Annotated in this window: 15 protein-coding genes and 6 pseudogenes; 12 read left to right on the top strand and 9 right to left on the bottom strand. The window is 44.1% G+C overall.

Annotation, left to right across the window (positions count from 1 at the left end):
• Window positions 1–23 precede the first annotated feature (23 nt).
• The 4 genes from HMPREF9140_RS10780 to HMPREF9140_RS10480 all read right to left on the bottom strand — a co-directional run bounded on the left by HMPREF9140_RS10780 (window position 24) and on the right by HMPREF9140_RS10480 (window position 1,145).
• Window positions 24–137 (bottom strand): hypothetical protein, encoded by a 114-nt coding sequence (locus HMPREF9140_RS10780; protein ID WP_006952308.1) that lies wholly within the window; start codon window positions 135–137, stop codon window positions 24–26.
• 303 nt (window positions 138–440) lie between these two features.
• Window positions 441–539: a hypothetical protein gene (locus tag HMPREF9140_RS10775; RefSeq protein ID WP_238300737.1), complete on the bottom strand. Its 99-nt coding sequence runs from the start codon at window positions 537–539 to the stop codon at window positions 441–443.
• A gap of 203 nt (window positions 540–742) precedes the next feature.
• Window positions 743–811 (bottom strand): DUF3945 domain-containing protein, encoded by a 69-nt coding sequence (locus HMPREF9140_RS10485; RefSeq protein WP_373852564.1) that lies wholly within the window; start codon window positions 809–811, stop codon window positions 743–745.
• A 190-nt stretch (window positions 812–1,001) separates the two neighbouring features.
• Window positions 1,002–1,145 carry a hypothetical protein gene (locus HMPREF9140_RS10480; RefSeq protein ID WP_006952306.1) on the bottom strand — a complete coding sequence of 48 codons (144 nt, stop codon included), beginning with the start codon at window positions 1,143–1,145 and terminating at the stop codon, window positions 1,002–1,004.
• Between the two features lie 398 nt (window positions 1,146–1,543).
• Between HMPREF9140_RS10480 and HMPREF9140_RS10940 the strand changes: the two are divergent.
• The 9 genes and pseudogenes from HMPREF9140_RS10940 to HMPREF9140_RS10225 all read left to right on the top strand — a co-directional run.
• Window positions 1,544–2,278, top strand: a pseudogene (locus HMPREF9140_RS10940) (RHS repeat domain-containing protein); the annotation flags it as partial.
• 635 nt (window positions 2,279–2,913) lie between these two features.
• Complete coding sequence (locus HMPREF9140_RS05105; RefSeq protein ID WP_006952304.1) at window positions 2,914–3,399, top strand: hypothetical protein; 486 nt, start codon at window positions 2,914–2,916, stop codon at window positions 3,397–3,399.
• 738 nt (window positions 3,400–4,137) lie between these two features.
• Window positions 4,138–4,599: pseudogene (locus HMPREF9140_RS10935) on the top strand (RHS repeat-associated core domain-containing protein); the annotation flags it as partial.
• Between the two features lie 763 nt (window positions 4,600–5,362).
• The gene (locus HMPREF9140_RS05095; protein WP_006952301.1) at window positions 5,363–5,632 is read left to right on the top strand and encodes a hypothetical protein; all 270 of its coding nucleotides are present in this window, start codon (window positions 5,363–5,365) and stop codon (window positions 5,630–5,632) included.
• A gap of 129 nt (window positions 5,633–5,761) precedes the next feature.
• Window positions 5,762–5,941: pseudogene (locus HMPREF9140_RS10930) on the top strand (HNH/endonuclease VII fold putative polymorphic toxin); the annotation flags it as partial.
• A gap of 96 nt (window positions 5,942–6,037) precedes the next feature.
• Window positions 6,038–6,359 (top strand): annotated as a pseudogene (locus HMPREF9140_RS10230) (DUF6078 family protein).
• 142 nt (window positions 6,360–6,501) lie between these two features.
• A pseudogene (locus HMPREF9140_RS05085) lies at window positions 6,502–7,127 on the top strand (RHS repeat domain-containing protein); the annotation flags it as partial.
• 90 nt (window positions 7,128–7,217) lie between these two features.
• Window positions 7,218–7,568 (top strand): hypothetical protein, encoded by a 351-nt coding sequence (locus tag HMPREF9140_RS05080; protein ID WP_006952295.1) that lies wholly within the window; start codon window positions 7,218–7,220, stop codon window positions 7,566–7,568.
• 169 nt (window positions 7,569–7,737) lie between these two features.
• A pseudogene (locus HMPREF9140_RS10225) lies at window positions 7,738–8,167 on the top strand (RHS repeat-associated core domain-containing protein); the annotation flags it as partial.
• 240 nt (window positions 8,168–8,407) lie between these two features.
• Here the strand turns inward: HMPREF9140_RS10225 and HMPREF9140_RS05075 are convergent.
• The 3 genes from HMPREF9140_RS05075 to HMPREF9140_RS05065 are packed head-to-tail and all read right to left on the bottom strand — an operon-like array spanning window position 8,408 to window position 10,069.
• A complete protein-coding gene (locus tag HMPREF9140_RS05075; RefSeq protein WP_006952293.1) occupies window positions 8,408–9,064 on the bottom strand; it encodes an HdeD family acid-resistance protein in 657 nt (218 codons plus the stop codon).
• Window positions 9,065–9,087: 23 nt separating this feature from the next.
• On the bottom strand, window positions 9,088–9,567 hold the full coding sequence (gene smpB, locus HMPREF9140_RS05070) for an SsrA-binding protein SmpB (RefSeq protein WP_018572181.1): 480 nt from the start codon (window positions 9,565–9,567) through the stop codon (window positions 9,088–9,090).
• Window positions 9,560–10,069: a DMP19 family protein gene (locus tag HMPREF9140_RS05065; protein WP_006952287.1), complete on the bottom strand. Its 510-nt coding sequence runs from the start codon at window positions 10,067–10,069 to the stop codon at window positions 9,560–9,562. Before HMPREF9140_RS05065 ends, smpB begins: the two co-directional genes overlap by 8 nt.
• Window positions 10,070–10,245: 176 nt before the next feature.
• Between HMPREF9140_RS05065 and HMPREF9140_RS05060 the strand changes: the two genes are divergently transcribed.
• On the top strand, window positions 10,246–10,569 hold the full coding sequence (locus HMPREF9140_RS05060) for a cupin domain-containing protein (protein ID WP_006952285.1): 324 nt from the start codon (window positions 10,246–10,248) through the stop codon (window positions 10,567–10,569).
• Between the two features lie 246 nt (window positions 10,570–10,815).
• On the opposite strand, the gene HMPREF9140_RS05055 is transcribed toward HMPREF9140_RS05060, so the two are convergent.
• Window positions 10,816–12,807 (bottom strand): glucosamine-6-phosphate deaminase, encoded by a 1,992-nt coding sequence (locus tag HMPREF9140_RS05055; protein WP_025073350.1) that lies wholly within the window; start codon window positions 12,805–12,807, stop codon window positions 10,816–10,818.
• Window positions 12,807–13,595, bottom strand: a complete 789-nt coding sequence (gene nagB / locus HMPREF9140_RS05050; protein ID WP_006952276.1) for a glucosamine-6-phosphate deaminase — start codon at window positions 13,593–13,595, stop codon at window positions 12,807–12,809. Before nagB ends, HMPREF9140_RS05055 begins: the two co-directional genes overlap by 1 nt.
• A gap of 161 nt (window positions 13,596–13,756) precedes the next feature.
• Between nagB and HMPREF9140_RS05045 the strand changes: the two genes are divergently transcribed.
• Together HMPREF9140_RS05045 and HMPREF9140_RS05040 are read left to right on the top strand one after the other, a co-directional pair.
• Complete coding sequence (locus HMPREF9140_RS05045; RefSeq protein ID WP_006952274.1) at window positions 13,757–17,038, top strand: DUF2723 domain-containing protein; 3,282 nt, start codon at window positions 13,757–13,759, stop codon at window positions 17,036–17,038.
• Window positions 17,039–17,175: 137 nt separating this feature from the next.
• On the top strand, window positions 17,176–17,847 hold the full coding sequence (locus HMPREF9140_RS05040) for a polysaccharide deacetylase family protein (RefSeq protein WP_006952273.1): 672 nt from the start codon (window positions 17,176–17,178) through the stop codon (window positions 17,845–17,847).
• Window positions 17,848–17,855: the final 8 nt, after the last annotated feature.

Raw genomic sequence — 17,855 nt, 5'->3', positions numbered from 1 at the left:
AATCCGACAAGATGTCAGAAAGCCTATGTAACGGCATAGCCGCCACCCTCCAGATAACCCTCTTTGCGGTTATCTACACCGACGATAGCCGCTATATCGTGGGTTACGCTCGGTTTTTCTGCTATAATCAATTTCATGATACTGTTGGATCTTTTTTAGTGGTTGAATCAAATTCTTTATCCGGAGGATTTTCTCAAGGTCAAGGGCTTTTTCAAGCCTTGTTACTGTTTCTGACGGGGGATCTTGTCTTTCCGTTGGTCGTTGTTGACCTTGCTTCAGAGATTCTTTGGTATATTTCGTCGCTTCATTGGTTTTTCCGTGAATATTGACGGCAACCTGTGTTTTGCTCTCTTCGGCAGGCTTCACGTGGGTACCTTGTTTTCTCGCACTGTCGGGATTCCATTTGAAGAAATCGAGTTTTCCTTTCTCATGATTAACTTTTACATAAGCGTTAAAAGGCTCGCCTTTCCCGTCTTTAACATACCTTGCACATAGGTTGTCTTCCTATCTCGAAGCGCATTCTGTTGCCTCTCGTTCAAATCGACGCCTAAAAGGTTTTGGGGGATGCGGACTCTGGTAGGTTCCGCGGGTGATAGTCATTTTCCTTGTTGCTTTGTTGATACCTGTTCCGGTTCAATCCGTCGTAAGTAAAATCATACCCGCCTTTGGCCGCTTTGAACTGTACATAGGCGTCGAACTTTTTGGGGTGATACGTCCCGATCGTATTTCTGGATGTCATTCCTTAAACCAGCACTTTTTTACCTTCTTTGAGTGCTTGTTGCTGCTCGGGAGTAAGTTTAGTGCCTTTCAGGTTTTGGGAAACGGTTAGTCTGTCTGCCAGAACGGCTTCCAGGTGGTTCGTCAGTTTATCGATGGGTATTTGTCCAACATCTCTACCGTAACAGCATAAAAACCGATATGTGACGGATTTTTGAACTGGTTAAAGAAGTTTCTGAAAAAGTTCTCAATCGGGATCGGCGTGCCGGTCAATGATAAGAAAGTCATTGGGCTTTGCCTTCAGGGGGATCAATGGCATCTATCTTTCCTTTTTTGTCGATACCCTTTACTACTTTGGAGTTTGTTGCCTCCTCTCTCCCTTCTCGCATTAGGAGAACGCGGTCTTTCGGATTTAATTTTTCGTCCATAACTACACTGTTTTTGTTACGCATCACTATTAATGCGTAACGAAAGTAGTGTGGTTAACAGGACGATTCTAAGCGGTTTGAAAGGCTCTGGGAGAGTGTGGCGTCAGGATGGCAGTGTGTGATTTGAGCAGGAACTCGAAAATGGAGATATTGAATTTAGAGAGTTTATAGATAAGATACAGCATTATACTGCTACTATTGATGGATTTGTTGGACTTGAGCCGAGACTTACTGAAGCTGATTTTGGAAACTATATAGATTGGGCTCAACAAATGAAAGAGTATTACTATAAAAAATTACAGAGAATAATTTATCCAAAGCAACTCAAAAGATTCACGCCTTTTATCCTATGGAACGCACAGTTTCAATGCTTGAAACTCTACGGATGCCAGTATTTGACAAATCACGCACTTATCAGTGATAAACGCATAGCAAGTAAGTTCGGTGTGGGCAAGTTCAGCAATGTCTATGGCATCAGTGGCAACAACGTTACGGCAGGACAGAAAGACTATGCCGCCCGTATGATGCAGATAGAAAAACAGCGCGAGGAGTATTATAAGTCGCTCGGTACACCGCCTGGAGTGCCTACGATGAAGGGTGCAACGGCAGACCCTGACAACATCCACCATGGTTATAACGACATTATAGGAGATTTGGGCGACCATAGTGTGCCTGAAGGTTGGGTGCAACGACCGAAGTTCAACGACAAAGGTGATGTTCCCGGCCCGCCTGTCCAATGGCAGAAGCCCGAAGACCCTGACAATGCGCAACCGGGTTATGGTTACATTGCGGATGATACCAACAAAGAAGAAACTTTCTTCTACCATAGTGACCATCTCGGCAGTACCTCTTATTATATTACCGATTCCAAGGCAAACATCACCCAATTCGATGCTTACCTGCCGTATGGTGAGTTGCTTGTGGATGAACATAGTCGTAGTGAGGACATGCCGTATAAGTTTAAAGGCAAGGAACTCGACCAAGAAACTGGATTGTATTATTACGGGGCGAGGTATATGGCCCCAATCATCAGTCTGTTTTTGAATACAGATAGATTTAGGGAAAAATACCCATTTCTATCTGCATATAATTTCTGCAAGGGGAATCCAATTAAATTCAAGGACATCAATGGCGACTCCCTCAATATGAATAATGTTATTATGATGGACAGACAGAACTCCATCAATAATATGGAACAGATTGAGAAAGATCTGGAAATGATAACAGGTCTTTCAATTTCTGTTTCTAATGGTTTTATGCAATATGAAAAAGATATCAACGGAAAACCTGTATATAATCAAGGTAGTGAGACCGCACGGAATTTACTGACAAAAATTATTGATGGACAGACTATAGAGGTTTTTTCTACAAATAAAAAGTCTTTCACTCCTAATGGTGGAACGCAGGTTGGATTATCGAGTTCACAAATCAATGATTTTATAAACAATACAAATAATCTTGATAAAGAGACCTTGGGATGGGGAATGACTTTCATTCATGAACTTTACCACACTGGGCCTGGTGGTAGCTTAATAGACACTGCTGCCCTTTATGGAACAGGAGGAGTCGTTGATGCAATGAATGTAATCAGAAAAGAACTCAATGCTCAAGGAAAAAACTTTGGACAGCGACTTAATTATAAAAGTATCATTCCATATGAAGGAGGGACTATCAGTTATATTACTTTTGATGAAAGTTCATTAAACAGTATCGAAGCTGGTATTGCTCCAAGCGGTACCTCCAAATTCATAAAATTAAGTGCGGGAAGATGAGAAAGCTATTCCTAACATATATCATCGCTTGCTTGTTCCCATTATACGCAAGTGCCCAAATCCTTGATAGCCTGACGATGTACAAAAAGGCTCTCGGCTATATTTCAAAGGACTTGAAAATCAAAGTAAGAGATATTGCAGTTTCTGACACCATTTATAATCTTGATAGCTTCATGTTTATAGGTTTTGTTAAAGGAAAAGCCTTGGAGAAAATACTCAGAGAAAGGCAGGCCGAACAACATAAAGACACATTCTCCTCTCTCTTAGATAAGAAATTCGATAAGATTTCCTGTCATACCAAGTATAGTATATTCTTTTCCGACATTCGAAAAGGAGTACTTCTTGCAGAAATATACGAATTGCAAGGTTACGGAAAGACTATTGATTATCGCTTTGTCATCAATACCGCACTTTCCCAGCACCACTATATGATTATATTCAACAGAAAAAACAAGATAGAAAGCGCTTATCATTTAAAATAGATTAAAGCGGTTGAAGAGCAATGCAAGGCATGGTAGAAATATCAGTTTACAGAAAGGATAGCCCCCTACGCCCCCAGTTATTGGACAGTAGTTTATGACGTAACAACCGGTGAAATCAAGTTTATTGAATAATTCCGCCTCCTATAAAAGCAGCAATTATGAGATAAAGGAATAAATTCATTTGTCTAATCTGCCTTCTACACGCAAGTCTTCTTAATGCGCAGGTTGATTATGAAACCATACATGTAGAAAACGCTATCATTAAAGGCATCTACGAATTAAAATCTGATTGATTGTGCTATGATCATAAAGGCCACACAATTTATATCAATGGAAATATGTATCCATTCTATGTGAGAATAGACTTTCAACCCTCTTGGGAAGCTTTACAGCCCCATGTAAACCACTTACAACCATCTTTTGAAGCTTTACAGCCCTATGGAAAGCCCCCTCAACCATCTTGAAAGTGCTAAACACTCGAGTGAAAACCATTTTCAATTACCTTGAGCATCCAAAACACTAAGATGAAAGGGCTGTCAACCATCTTGAATGTGCCAAACACCCGAGTGGAAAGCATTTTCAACCATATTGACCATGCAAAACACTCGAATGGAAAGTCGCCCAACCACCTTGAGCATGCAAAAAACGCGAGTGAAAGCCTTTTTCAAATACTGCTGAGCGAATGGTGAATACATTACCTTTGCTCGCAAGCAATTAAAAGAAACAACAATGGCAAGAATCGGCGACAAACATATGGCAAGTAAGTTCGGTGTATGCAAGTTCAGCAATGTTTACGGAACCAGCGGCAATAACGTCACGGCCGGTCAGAAAGACTATGCCGCCCGCATGATGCAGATAGAGAAGCAACGCGAGGAGTATTATAAATCGCTTGGTACGCCTCCGGGCGTGCCTACGATGAAGGGTGCAACGGCTGATCCCGACAACGCCGGTTATGGCTACAACACAATCATTGGGGAGCTGGGCGACCATAGTGTGCCTGAAGGTTGGGTGCAACGGCTGAAGTTCAATGGCAAGGAGTTTGACCAAGAGATGGGATTATATTACTATGGGGCGAGGTATATGAATCCTGTTACGAGTTTGTGGTATGGGTTGGATGCATTGGCAGAGAAATATGCAACAATCGGTGGATATGTATATTGTGTTAGTAATCCTATCAAACTTATAGACACAGATGGTAAAAAGGTTTACATGTTATTTTATACAACAGGTAATAAACGAGGAGATAATATGTTTTATGCAGCAACTTTAACAAGACGGAATAATATTCTTAGAAGCGAGGGGTATAATCCGAAGAAAGATATTGTTATATTAAGTTCAATTAAAGATCTTTCAAACGTATCTTCAATTGTTAGGAACAATGTAAAAAGGTATAGTGAGAAGTATGGAAAAACTGCTGAGTTTAGTATTTGGTCTCATGCTGGATCTGATGGACCTACAGGAACAGCACGGACGAGCTCTTATCCATTAGATAGTAAACAAATGTCTATTGAAGGATGGTCTAAAATCAATTTTAACTGGGACTCTAATGCTTCTGCATATTTCTTTGGTTGTAGAACAGGAGTTGGCGATGGTGATACACCTTCTTTCACTACAAAAATATCAGGGAAACATAACTTCAATAGTGTAGATGTTTATGGGCAAACATCATATGCCTATCCCTCAAAGTATGTGAATTATAGAGAAAATTCTGATTGGGGAGATGACTCATTTTGGGAAAAGAAGGGAGATAAAATAATATTCTCTCCAACTTATATGGTTGGTGGGGTTGCTAAGCATGATATTTTTAATTTTGATAGCCCTACAACAGTTTACCCTATGAGGTTAAGTAAAAATGGTAAAGGAAAAGTCTTGGATAATCAATTTCAGCCAGGAAAAAAGCATAAGTAAGTAAAAAAAAGATTTGTATTAGCAAACAACTCCTTTTTAAATTTAGAATACATATATGAAAAAGATCTTTGTTTTTTTAGTCTTTCTAACGACTTCAATATTAACTTTGTTTGTTATAAACTACCTCATAATAACCCCTGTTATTATAGGCAATAAATGTGAATATGATATTGGACAAAATGAATTAACAAAATTAGATGAATTATTTTTTGAAATATCATCTAATACAGGCTACCATCCAGAACCAACTACTTTAAATTTTATTTTTACAGCTACTATAGGGTGTATAATAGGAAGTATTCTATATAAAATAATATCCCGTTAAAAGAATCTCTTAGCTATAGATACAAGAGATGCAGGAATTCCAACAAGTCAAAATTTTAAGACCCATAAACAAGTTGACGCCGCTAAAAATAAGAATAGTGGGAGAAAGGGGATTTAATACGAATTTGACAGTAAGGGGGCATACGGTTCAGAATATAGCAAGTTCGTGCAAGACCATTATCAGGGACATAATTATATGGACGGAACAATTGATAATACACCACATTTTAATATTCATCAAGGAAAAGGTTCTCCTCGTATAACCAATGAGAATAACCATTATCCTTACATTCCAAAAAAGAAAAAGTGATGCTGTATACACTAAAAAAATATCCTTTACCAGAAGATTTAAGTATTCCTATTCAAATACAATCATTGCAAGAAAAAACAATAGAGGTTATTGATTATGATTATATCGGGGATAGGCTCGGTTATCTACCCCAATACCACAGAACGAGAAGTACAGGTTCTACGTGGAAAAGCGGATGATACGCGCAACGTGGGGATTTCGCAAACTGTTTCTCAACGTAAAGCACGTGGACGACATACCGATACGCAGAAAAATCCAGCAATACCTCGGTAGTCGCCCCACCTACTACCGTTACATGAACGGACAACTCACCCTAACACCCTAGCAGCAAAAGGGCATTCTCGACATCTTCCGCACGTATGGCTACACCGAAAAATTGGACTTCGATAACTACATCGACCGTTACTCATATGAATAAAATAGAGTCTCAGAAAAATTTCAGGCATTGGAACGCACAGTTTCATCCGATGAAACGCACGATCCCATCCTATGAAACCCATAGTTTCATCCTATGGAACGCACAGTTTCAGTGCTTGAAACTCTACGGATGCCAGTATTTGACAAATCACTCACTTATCAGTGATAAACGCATAGCAAGTAAGTTCGGTGTGGGCAAGTTCAACAACGTCTATGGCATCAGTTGCAATAATGTCACGGCCGGTCAGAAAGACTATGCCGCCCGCATGATGCAGATAGAGAAACAGCGCGAGGAGTACTATAAGTCGCTCGGCACACTGCCCGGCGTGCCTACGATGAAGGGTGCAACGGCAGATCCTGATAACACGGTGCGCGGTTATAACGACATTATAGGAGATTTGGGCGACCACTCTGTACCTGAAGGTTGGGTGCAACGACCGAAGTTCAATGACAAAGGAGATGTTCCCGGCCCGCCTGTCCAATGGCAGAAGCCTGAAGACCCTGATAATGCGCAACCGGGTTATGGTTATGTCCCTGCTGACACAACCAACATCGAGGATATCTTCTTCTACCATAGTGACCATCTCGGCAGTACATCTTATATCACCGACGCCAAGGCCAACATCACCCAATTCGATGCTTACCTGCCGTATGGCGAACTGCTTGTGGATGAACATACATCCTCAGAGGATATACCTATAAGTTCAATGGTAAGGAACTCGATTCTGAAACAGGATTATATTATTACGGTGCGAGATACCAATGGTAAGGATATACCTACAACTGATGTAAAGTCATATGGCTTTCCCATTAATGCATTTCTTTCTATCTTTGATGTTTCTAACACAGGAGGTAATACATGGATATCATTCTATTAAAAAAAATACTATTTTGGGGAACTGCAGGTATCCTTTGCCTTTTAGCATTTGTTTTTAATATTAAGGATCTCAACAATTTTGAGCCTTTTAAGCAAGTATGCTACACATGTACGTTTAATGTAAAAGTAACGAAAATAAAAAAGAGACGCGATTATTATCTTACTGGGAAAAATTTAAAGGGAGAAAGCATAGAGTTTGAAGTGTACGATGTTTGGAACTTAAAAGAACTTCAGGTTGGTGATAGTATTATCAAGCAAAATGGGGAATGGAAAATAAAAATAGTAAAAAGGGATACAACTCTTTTTATTGAACCAGAATTTTCGGTACAGTGATATAGAACTATATTTTCAAAATATACAGTCTATACAAAGTTAGATAAGGGTACAGAGACAACCTATTACCTATGATAAACAGCGTGAATGTCTGTAGGCGATGAATCTTATGGTAGACGGTCAAGATTGTGATGGAGAATAAGTACCAATATGATGCTGTGCTATGCTTGTGACGAACGATTCGACGGACGACACCACGAGGGAGATGTGCTGGGATGAGGATAACCGATTGATGATATTGTCGGATAATGGCAAGACCAGCCGATACACCTACAATGCCGCTGGTGAGCGTATTATAAAAAGCCACGGCGACCTCGAAGGAGTATATATCAACGGTGTCCCGCATGGAATCACCCATTTGCTATCGCCGACTTGCACTGAAGTGTCACTAAACGGAAGATTACACGATTTATCCCGCTCCGATTATCACTGTGACAAAGAATCACTTTACCAAGTATTACTTCATCGGTGACAATCACGTGGCAAGTAAACTCGGCATGGGTAAGTTCAACAATGTTTACAGTATTAGTGGTAACAATATTACGGTAGGTCAGAAGGACTATGCTGTACGTATGATGGATATAGAGAAACAGCGTGAGCAATCCTTCGTATCATGTTTTGCCTACCTATGCTAACTCTGACGATTAGTCGCATAATTATTCTTTGTCCGACCACAAAAAAATAATTCGCTTCTGTGAACCGAGCGGATGGATACTCATAAGTTCCTATATGCTACCTGTCGGCCGAATTAGCTCAACACTAATATCGAGCCTGAGAGAATCCCTACGCGTGATAAACTCCATTGCCCTTCATGGCTTAAGCAGATGATTAAACCGAATTCATATTGTGGATTCGTTTTTTTCTTCAACAGCTACCGACTCGTCGAGCTCTTCATCGGTGGAAGTTTGGTTCTGTTCAATGAGGTTGTAAGTTCGCTTCATCTGCTTAATCTTAAAAGCGTTGAGCAGTTCCACAACTCCGTAGAACATCATGCACCAACCTATAATCTTTAACGGAAATGAGGCGCTCTCCATAGGCTTGGCTATAATGAAGATTCCTGTGCTGAGCGTAACTACCGGAAAAAACCAATAGGCTACCGGAACATGAGCAAAACGGCGCGCACTGGCAAGAACTACAAACTGATTAATAGCGCCCAGAATGAGGATTGCGGCCAGAATATAAACAACCCAAGTGATGAACGAACCGGGCATAACTGCTAAAATTATTCCTAGAATTATGCTTCCGATACCTACGAAGGGAAACGTTGGTAACTTTTCCTCAGGAGTTTCGCCCGAAAAACGTTTAAGGTCGTTCTCTCGCCCTGTTTTATCGCGTTCTACAAAGTATAGAATGCACGACACGCAGCCTGATATAAAAAACAAAACCCCTGTAACAATGGCTATCCATACGGTTGTTTCCTCGCGATACATAACTAGCAATACGCCTACGGCAATGGCCACAATGGCCCGAATGATTGAACTCTGAATAACTTTCATATAATTTATTGAGCTTGGATGGATTAATAATGTTTGATGGCGCGGTCTATTTCCCGGCGGTCTTCTTTTTCCTTAATTGTTTGACGCTTGTCATATTCCTTCTTTCCACGTGCCAATGCAATGTCTACTTTCGCCCGTCCGTTTTTATCGATGAATATCAAAGTGGGCACAATTGTGAACCCTGGATTCTTGGAATCTTCTTCAAGGCGTTTTATTTCACGACGATTTAGAAGTAGCTTTCTCAATCGTTTGGCCTCATGATTGGCAAACGAACCATAAAAATAAGGCGAAATGTTCATGCCTTGAATCCACATCTCGCCCTTGTTGATGAAGCAGAACGAGTCGACGAGCGAAGCTTTTCCAGCACGTATGGATTTTATTTCGGTTCCGGTGAGAACGATTCCGGCAGTAAATGTGTCTACAAAGAAATATTCGAACGAGGCCTTCTTATTTCTTATCTGTACAGGCGACTTTCTCCGCATTTCCAATTCTTCTTTATTCATTCTCGATAGTTGCAAAGTTATTTATGTGTTGGTCGATATATTGGGCAATCTGTTCGGTCCATTGTTCCTCTTTTTCGACGAAATAATCGTCGAGGTCATCGAATTCAGGCATTTGTTCATAGAGTGCCATGAAATCATCGTAAGACATATCCTGTTCAATCTCTTCACGATAACGCTCATAATATTTCCCAGCCTTTACAATCTGCTTGCCCAGTTCAACAAGTCCCCAAGCACGCATAGCTGCTCCAAACGGATTGTGGAAAATGAATTCGCCATAACCGTTGTGAATAAGTTGAATATATCCACCCTCTAGCACTTCATTTCGTAGAAAATTCCATCCGAGAAGAGTAATCTGGTCGGCTGAGAGCTGGTGCATACTATCGGGAGTGAGATTCCCATCTATAGATTTGTTTATGGCGTCCACAAAAACCTGCACAAAAGCATCGAATCCTCTTTGAGATGATACGCGAAGTAAGGAGTCTTTGATTTTTATATCTTTCATAACCTGTTAGTTTCTAAAACAATTGCGGCAAAGGTAGCTTTTTTCAATGAGATATGTTTTGTATAAGAACCGTCCGGATAACAATTGTTGCCACACAATTTAAACCTTGATTTATGGCACTTGTTTTGTATTCTAAGAGGGCAAGAAATCAATTTATAAACACATAAATATCAATTATGGGGAAGTTTGAAAAAGGGAAAATATTCCGTGTAGAAGAACTAATCGATTATGCCGACGGTGGCATTGTGAGCAAGGAACTGATTCATAATCCTTCGGGCAGTGTAACATTGTTCAGTTTCGATACAGGTCAAGGGTTGTCGGAACACACTGCCCCCTATGATGCTCTGCTTTACGTTTTCGAAGGCGAGATGGAACTGGTGGTCGAAGATACCATTCATGTAGTTAAATCGGGCGAAAGCTTCATCATTCCAAGCAGAGCTCGTCATGCAGTTAATGCTGCTGTGCGCTTCAAGATGGTCATCACAATGATTCGCGGTTAAAGATAAAAGCGATATATGGGCAAAGTTTTCTTATAGTTATTTTTTGTCTGTAAACTATGTATAACTATCCTTGAAACGGAGACGTTGCTCGAAACAATCTCACTACCGATTAACACTGCTCACGTATGTTTATGGGGATTATGAAGAGTTGTTTTAGTGGGGTAGGGGGAGAATAATCCGGGCGAGCATTCGGATAGAAATATATCTACCCACCTACTCGTCCGGAGATTATAGAATAGTGTCGTGTTAGAGGGGTTTATATTCCACAAAGGCCTCCATGGCTTCGTAACAGGCAAGGCCGAGGTCGTCGTAGAGTTTGGCGGTGCCGCGGTTGCGGTCTTCAGAACGTTGCCAAAACAGACGCTCGTCGTTGCCGAGGAAAGGAGCACTCTCCATCTGACTTTGATGTTTCAATATGGAATATCGCTTGGCCAACAGTTCCTCGGGACTCATGGGAACGCACATCTCGATATTTTCGATTTCCCATTCGGCCCATGCGCCGCGATACATCCATACTTTGCAGTCGGCTAGCCATGCTGCGCCGGCTTGTTTCTCAAGGTCGAGCGCAGCAAACACGGCGTCGGTGCATTTGCGATGGGTGCCGTGAGGGTCGGCCAGGTCGCCGGCAACGTAGATTTGGTTCGGCTCGACGTGGGCAATGAGTTCGCGAACAATGTTTACATCGGCCTCGCCCATGGGGAGTTTTTCAATCTTGCCCGACTCGTAGAAAGGCAGGTCGAGGAAGTGCACGTGGTCGAGCGGAATCTGGTTGAAAGTGCTGGCTGTTCGAGCTTCACCTCGACGAATGAGTCCCTTAATAGTTCGGATGTCGAGACTGTCGATGTCACCCTCTTTCTTATTCTTGAGGAATGATTTGATTTCTCGATATTTCTCGCGTATCACCTTATCCTCGTTGTTGTCGAAGAGCTGGTTAAATCCGTTGATGAAGTGCATAAATCGTACCACCTCCTCGTCACCCACTGCGATGTTTCCCGATGTTTCGTAGGCCACATGTACGTCGTGTCCTTGCTGAACGAGACGCCTAAGAGTTCCGCCCATGGAGATTACGTCGTCGTCGGGGTGTGGTGAGAACACAATCACGCGTTTGGGGAAGGGCTTTGCGCGTTCGGGCCGATGTGTGTCGTCGGCATCGGGCTTCCCGCCAGGCCATCCGGTGATGGTGTGTTGAAGGTCGTTGAAGATTTTGATATTGGCGTTATAGGCCGAACCGTAGAGTGCAAGGAGTTCGCTCAGTCCGTTTTCGTTGTAATCTTTGTTTGTGAGTTTTAGGATTGGCTTACCCGTTAGCTGACAGAGCCAAACGAGGGCCGAGCGCACGAGCTTGTCGGTCCACGTGCACGATGCAACGAGCCATGGGTGCCTTATGCGTGTAAGGCGTGATGCGGCGGGAAGATCGATGATTACGTGTGCGTCGTTGTGGGTTTGCAGGAACGATGCGGGCACCGAGTCGGTTATTTTTCCTTCAACGGTTTCTTTTATTATGTCGGCTTTTTCATCGCCCCATGCAGTGAGGAAAATTTTCTTGGCAGAGAGAATCGTTTGTATTCCCATCGTTATGGAGCATGGCGGAACGGTTTCTTGCGAACCGAAGCTCATTTTCATTTCCTCGCGTGAGGTGCTGTCGATGAGGATAAGGCGTGATGTTGATGTTTGACTTGAGCCTGGTTCGTTGGTCGCGATGTTTCCCATACGTCCTATTCCGAGGATAATTGCATCGAGCCCGCCGAAGCTTTTTATTCGTTGTTCGTAGAGTCGGCAATGTTCCTGCACGGTGTCTTGGGCGATGGTCCCGTCGGGCGTGAAGATATTTTGCTGCTCGATGTCCACAAAGTCTAGAAATCTTTCTTTGAGCTGGTTTATGCTTCGATTGTGATTCTCGGCCGTGAGGGGGAAATATTCATAGGCGTTGAAAACAATCACATTCTTGAAACTTAGTTCGCCAGCCTCGTATCGTCTTATCAGTTCCTTGAAAATCGGGGTGAGCGACGAGCCCGATCCGAGTCCCAGCACGCAATATTTTCCTTCGCGTTGCTTGTGTTTGATTTCCTCGGCAATGTTATCGGCGATGTTCTCCGCCCCCTCTTCGATAGATGGAAAGATATCGGTTGTTATTTTCTCGAAACGGGTAATTTCAGAGCGTTCGACAGCCGACGACGGACGATAGAACACGGGCGAGACCTTATTTAGCACCATCTGCGAACTAAGGTTGAGCCTAATCATAAATTATTCCTTTCGATGTCTTTAAAATATCTATAGGTTTCAACTGTGAGTCTATCGACTGCAGCCTCATCGCACACAATTATTCCGTGTTCGTGCATTTGCAGGGCGCTTATTGTCCACCGCTGCGAAACGCCACCCTCTACAGCTGCTTTCAGAGCCTCGGCTTTATGATGCCCGTTCACGAGAATCATAACTTCGCGGGCCTCCATAACCGTCCCGACGCCAACGGTGAGCGCGTGCGTAGGCACTTTCGACTCATCGTTATCGAAGAATCTGGAATTAGCGATAATTGTGTCGCGTGTGAGAGTCTTCACCCTTGTGTGCGAATTCAATGACGAGCCCGGTTCGTTGAAAGCAATGTGTCCGTCGGGGCCAATTCCGCCCAAGAACAAATCGACGCCTCCAGCCTCGCGAATCATTTCTTCATAATGCTCGCATTCGGTCTTGAGGTCGGGAGCATTACCGTTTAGAATATGGATATTCTCTTTCGGGCAATCGATGTGGTCGAACAGATTCTTAGCCATAAACGAATGATAGCTCTCGGGATGATTTTCCGGCAATCCTACATATTCGTCCATGTTGAACGTCACAACATTCTTGAAACTAACCTCGCCGGCTTTGTAGGCTCGCACCAACTCGGCATACATTCCAACGGGCGACGAGCCGGTGGGCAATCCCAGTACGAAAGGTCGAGGGCGATTGCTGGCCTCGTTTACACGGCGAATAACATAACGGGCCGCCCATTTCGACAGCCCCTCATAATCTGATTCGATAATTAATCGCATAACAATAAAATTTTGAAGTTATTTGTTGATATAAAACTTAATCTCGGAGCCTTAGAATTTTGAGTCGTCTGTAGCTCCGGACAGCCGCAAAAGTAAGCAGATGTTCACAATTAAACGTATACATTCCATTACCTTTGCCACACTTTAAATATTTAGTATAAATGAAAAAGTTTAAGCTGGTCGACAGTACGCTTGGATGGCTCGCGTTTCTCATTGCAGCCTTTGTGTATTGCTCGACAATTGAACCGACAGCCAGTTTCTGGGACTGTCCTGAATTTATCACCACAGGTTATAAACTCGAAATCGGTCATCCTCCCGGGTCTCCGTTCTTCGCCCTCACTGCAAATCTCTTTTCGCATTTCGCCAGCGATGCTTCGCAAGTTGCACGAATGATGAACACAATGAGTGCATTGCTTTCGGCAACATGCATCATGTTCTTGTTCTGGACCATTTCGCATCTGGCTCGCAAGCTCATTGTGCGCGAGGGAGAGGATGTTTCGTTGCCTAAACTCATCGCTATAGAAGGCGCAGCTCTTGTGGGAGCTTTGATTTATACTTTCAGCGATACGTTTTGGTTTTCGGCTGTCGAGAGTGAAGTCTATGCTTACTCGTCGGCTTTCACGGCTATTGTATTCTGGCTCATTCTGAAATGGGAAGACAATGCCGACAAGCCGCACTCCGACCGCTGGTTGGTTCTTATTGCCTACATGATGGGCCTTTCTATCGGCGTTCACCTTCTTAATTTGTTGTGTATTCCGGCCATCGTACTGGTTTATTACTACAAGCGGGTGCCCGAGGCCAATCTCAAAGGATCGATGCTGGCTCTTGGCATGTCGATTGTGCTAGTGGCCGTAGTGCTCTATGGCGTTGTACCTGGCATCATAACCGTGGGCGGATGGTTCGAACTGTTTTTCACCAATACACTCGGCATGCCGTTCAACACGGGCACCATTATATATATAGTGCTGATGATTGCCTCGTTCGTATGGGCAATCTATGAAACCTACAGGCAAAACAACGTGCGCCGGGCGAACATCTCTTTCCTGCTTGCGTTCGCGCTGATTGGAATTCCCTTCTACGGCTATGGTTGGGGCGCATTCATCGTTGGAATAATCGTGCTCGCGATAGTTTATTTTCTACTTCAATACAAGAAAAACAATGTTGCACTGGTTTCGGCACGGTTTAAAAACACAGCATTGCTATGCATGCTAATGTTGCTCATCGGATATTCGTCGTATGCACTGGTGGTTATTCGTTCAACCGCTAACCCGCCGATGGATCAGAACTCGCCCGAAGATATATTCACGCTTGGAAGCTATCTGAGTCGCGACCAATATGGCGAACGTCCGTTGCTCTACGGACAGGCCTACAGTAGTCAACGTGCAGTTGCCGAAGACGGTATGCATTACAAATTCTCCGAGGGTGCACCGGTTTACCAGCGCAAGGAAAAGGCTTCGAAGGATGAAAAGGATTCCTACTTCCTGGTGAGACATAAGTCAGACCTGGTTTACCAGCAGAACATGTTCTTCCCTCGCATGTGGGATGTGTCGCATACCTCGCAATACGAACAGTGGATGGGCGGAATAAAAGGTCGTGAGGTTGATGGAGCAAAGATTCCTACGCAGTTTGAGAATCTGAAATTCTTCTTCTCATATCAATGCAACTTCATGTACTGGCGCTATTTCATGTGGAATTTCGCCGGCCGACAGAACGATTTGCAAGGTAATGGCGAACCCGAACATGGCAACTGGATAACCGGAATATCGTTTATAGACAATGCCATATACGGCGACCAAAACAAGATGCCCGACGAGCTTAAGAATAACAAGGCTCACAATGTGTTCTATTGTCTGCCGCTGTTGCTCGGACTGCTCGGTCTTTTCTGGCAAGCATGGCGTGGTAAGCGCGGCATACAGCAGTTCTGGATTGTGTTCTTCCTTTTCTTCATGACGGGTTTGGCCATCGTTGTTTATTTGAATCAAACACCGAGTCAGCCGCGCGAACGCGATTATGCTTATGCCGGCTCGTTCTATGCCTTCGCAATTTGGTGCGGTTTGGGCATTGTTGCCCTCTATGACTGGGCCAAGAAACTCAAACTCCCCGGTATCGTGGCCGCATCGTTGGCATCGATAGTCGGACTGCTAGTGCCTATACAGATGGCCTCGCAAACCTGGGACGACCACGACCGCTCAAATCGCTACACATGTCGCGATTACGGCCAGAACTACCTCAATTCGCTCCAGAAAACCGGTAACCCAATCATATTCACAAACGGAGACAACGACACCTTCCCGCTCTGGTATAACCAAGAGGTAGAGGGAGTGCGACTCGATTCGCGCGTGTGCAACTTGTCCTATCTCACTGCCGATTGGTATATCGACCAGATGCGTCGGCCGGCCTACACATCACCGAGCGTGCCGATTAGCTGGCCCAGACTGGAATATGTGAGCGGAACGAACGACTATGTGCCCGTGGTACCCGATTACAAAAAGCAGGTGCTCGACTTCTACAAGGAAGACCCCAAGACCGCCAAGGCACAGTTCGGCGAAGAACCATTCGAACTGAAGAACATTCTTCGTTACTGGGTGCGCTCAAAGGAAGCCAATACGCACGTGATTCCCACCGACACTGTCTTCGTGACAATCGATAAGAACGCTGTGCGCCGAAGCGGAATGATGATTCCTGGCGATTCGATACCCGACCGTATGATAATCTCTCTGGCTGGTAAGGATGCACTCTACAAAAACGACCTCATGATGCTCGAAATGATTGCAAATTGCAATTGGACTCGACCGCTTTACGTGGCAATAACCGTAGGTTCCGAAAACTTCATGAACCTGGGTGATAACTTCATTCAGGAAGGATTCGCAAACCGAATCACACCGTTCACCACAACACATGGAGGGAACTACGACACGGCCAAATCCTACGACATCATGATGAACCGCTTCAAATGGGGAGGCATCTCACGACCGGGCATCTACATCGACGAAACCCTCATGCGGATGTGCTACACCCACCGTCGCGAAATGACTCAACTAGCCCTGCAGCTGCTCAATGAAGGCAAGAAAGCTGAAGCTATCAAGGTGCTCAAGAAAGCCGAAAAAGAAGTGCCCGTCTACAATGTTCCGCTGAACTTCCTCCTCGGGCGCGACCACGGTATGGCACTGGCCTACGCTTCACTCGGGCAGAACGCCAAGGCGAAGCAGATTCTCGAAAGTATGATTAAAACCAGCTCGCAATATATTGGATACTATCTCCAGCTACCCGAGCATTATTTCGACATCAGTCAGGCAACCTGCAAGATGTACATGCAAATGATGATGGAGCTCATTCGCCAGGAAGAGAAGGTTGATCGCAAAGTCGCCTCGAGCCACTACAAACAGCTCAGCGGATACGTACAAGCTTTCACGATGCGCGGCGGCACCATAGATAATCAATAAACAACTGAGCATGCCGAAAATAAATGAGCATGGTGGCAAACAAACATTGTTAGCCTCCGTGCTCATTTTTTATATAGAGACAGGCCCCGTGTCTTGTCAAGCTCCTAATTAATCGAATAACAACTCAACAAAAAAGGATGATAATCGAACAACCCGCCCGATTTCTTCGTTGGCTTTATCCGCACGCACTGTGGAGAATGCCGGCCGACGATCGAGCCGTTTATCTGACATTCGACGACGGGCCGATTCCCGAGGCAACACCGTTTGTGCTCGATGTGCTCGACCAGTTCAACGCTAAAGCAATATTTTTCATGGTGGGCGACAATGTGCGCAAATATCCCGAGATATATAAAGAAGTGCTTCGTCGCGGACATCTTGTGGGCAATCACACCTACCACCATCTGGGCTCGTTCCGCCATTGGACTCTAACGTATGCCGTCGACGTAGCCGAAGCAAATAATCTACTCGATACGCCATTTTTCAGGCCGCCCCACGGATGGCTGCGGCACACCGTTTATAGGTGGGTGAAACGAAATTATCGAGTCGTGATGTGGGACCTCGTCACGCGCGACTACTCCAAACTACTCACAGCCAACGACGTTGTACAGAATGTGAAGCGCTACGCCCGTAACGGCTCCATCATAACTTTTCACGACTCCCTTAAGAGCATCGATAAACTGCGCACCGCCCTGCCCGAATCGCTTCAGTGGCTCAAAGAACAAGGATACGCCTTCAAAACATTTGCCGACAATCCGGCCGCAGCAGGCATCGATATTATCAAATTCCGAAATAGTATACATCGACGGTAAACTTGCTC

Source organism: Prevotella micans F0438, from assembly GCF_000243035.1.
Taxonomy (GTDB): Bacteria; Bacteroidota; Bacteroidia; order Bacteroidales; family Bacteroidaceae; genus Prevotella; species Prevotella micans.
This window is presented reverse-complemented; position numbering and strand designations above follow the sequence as displayed.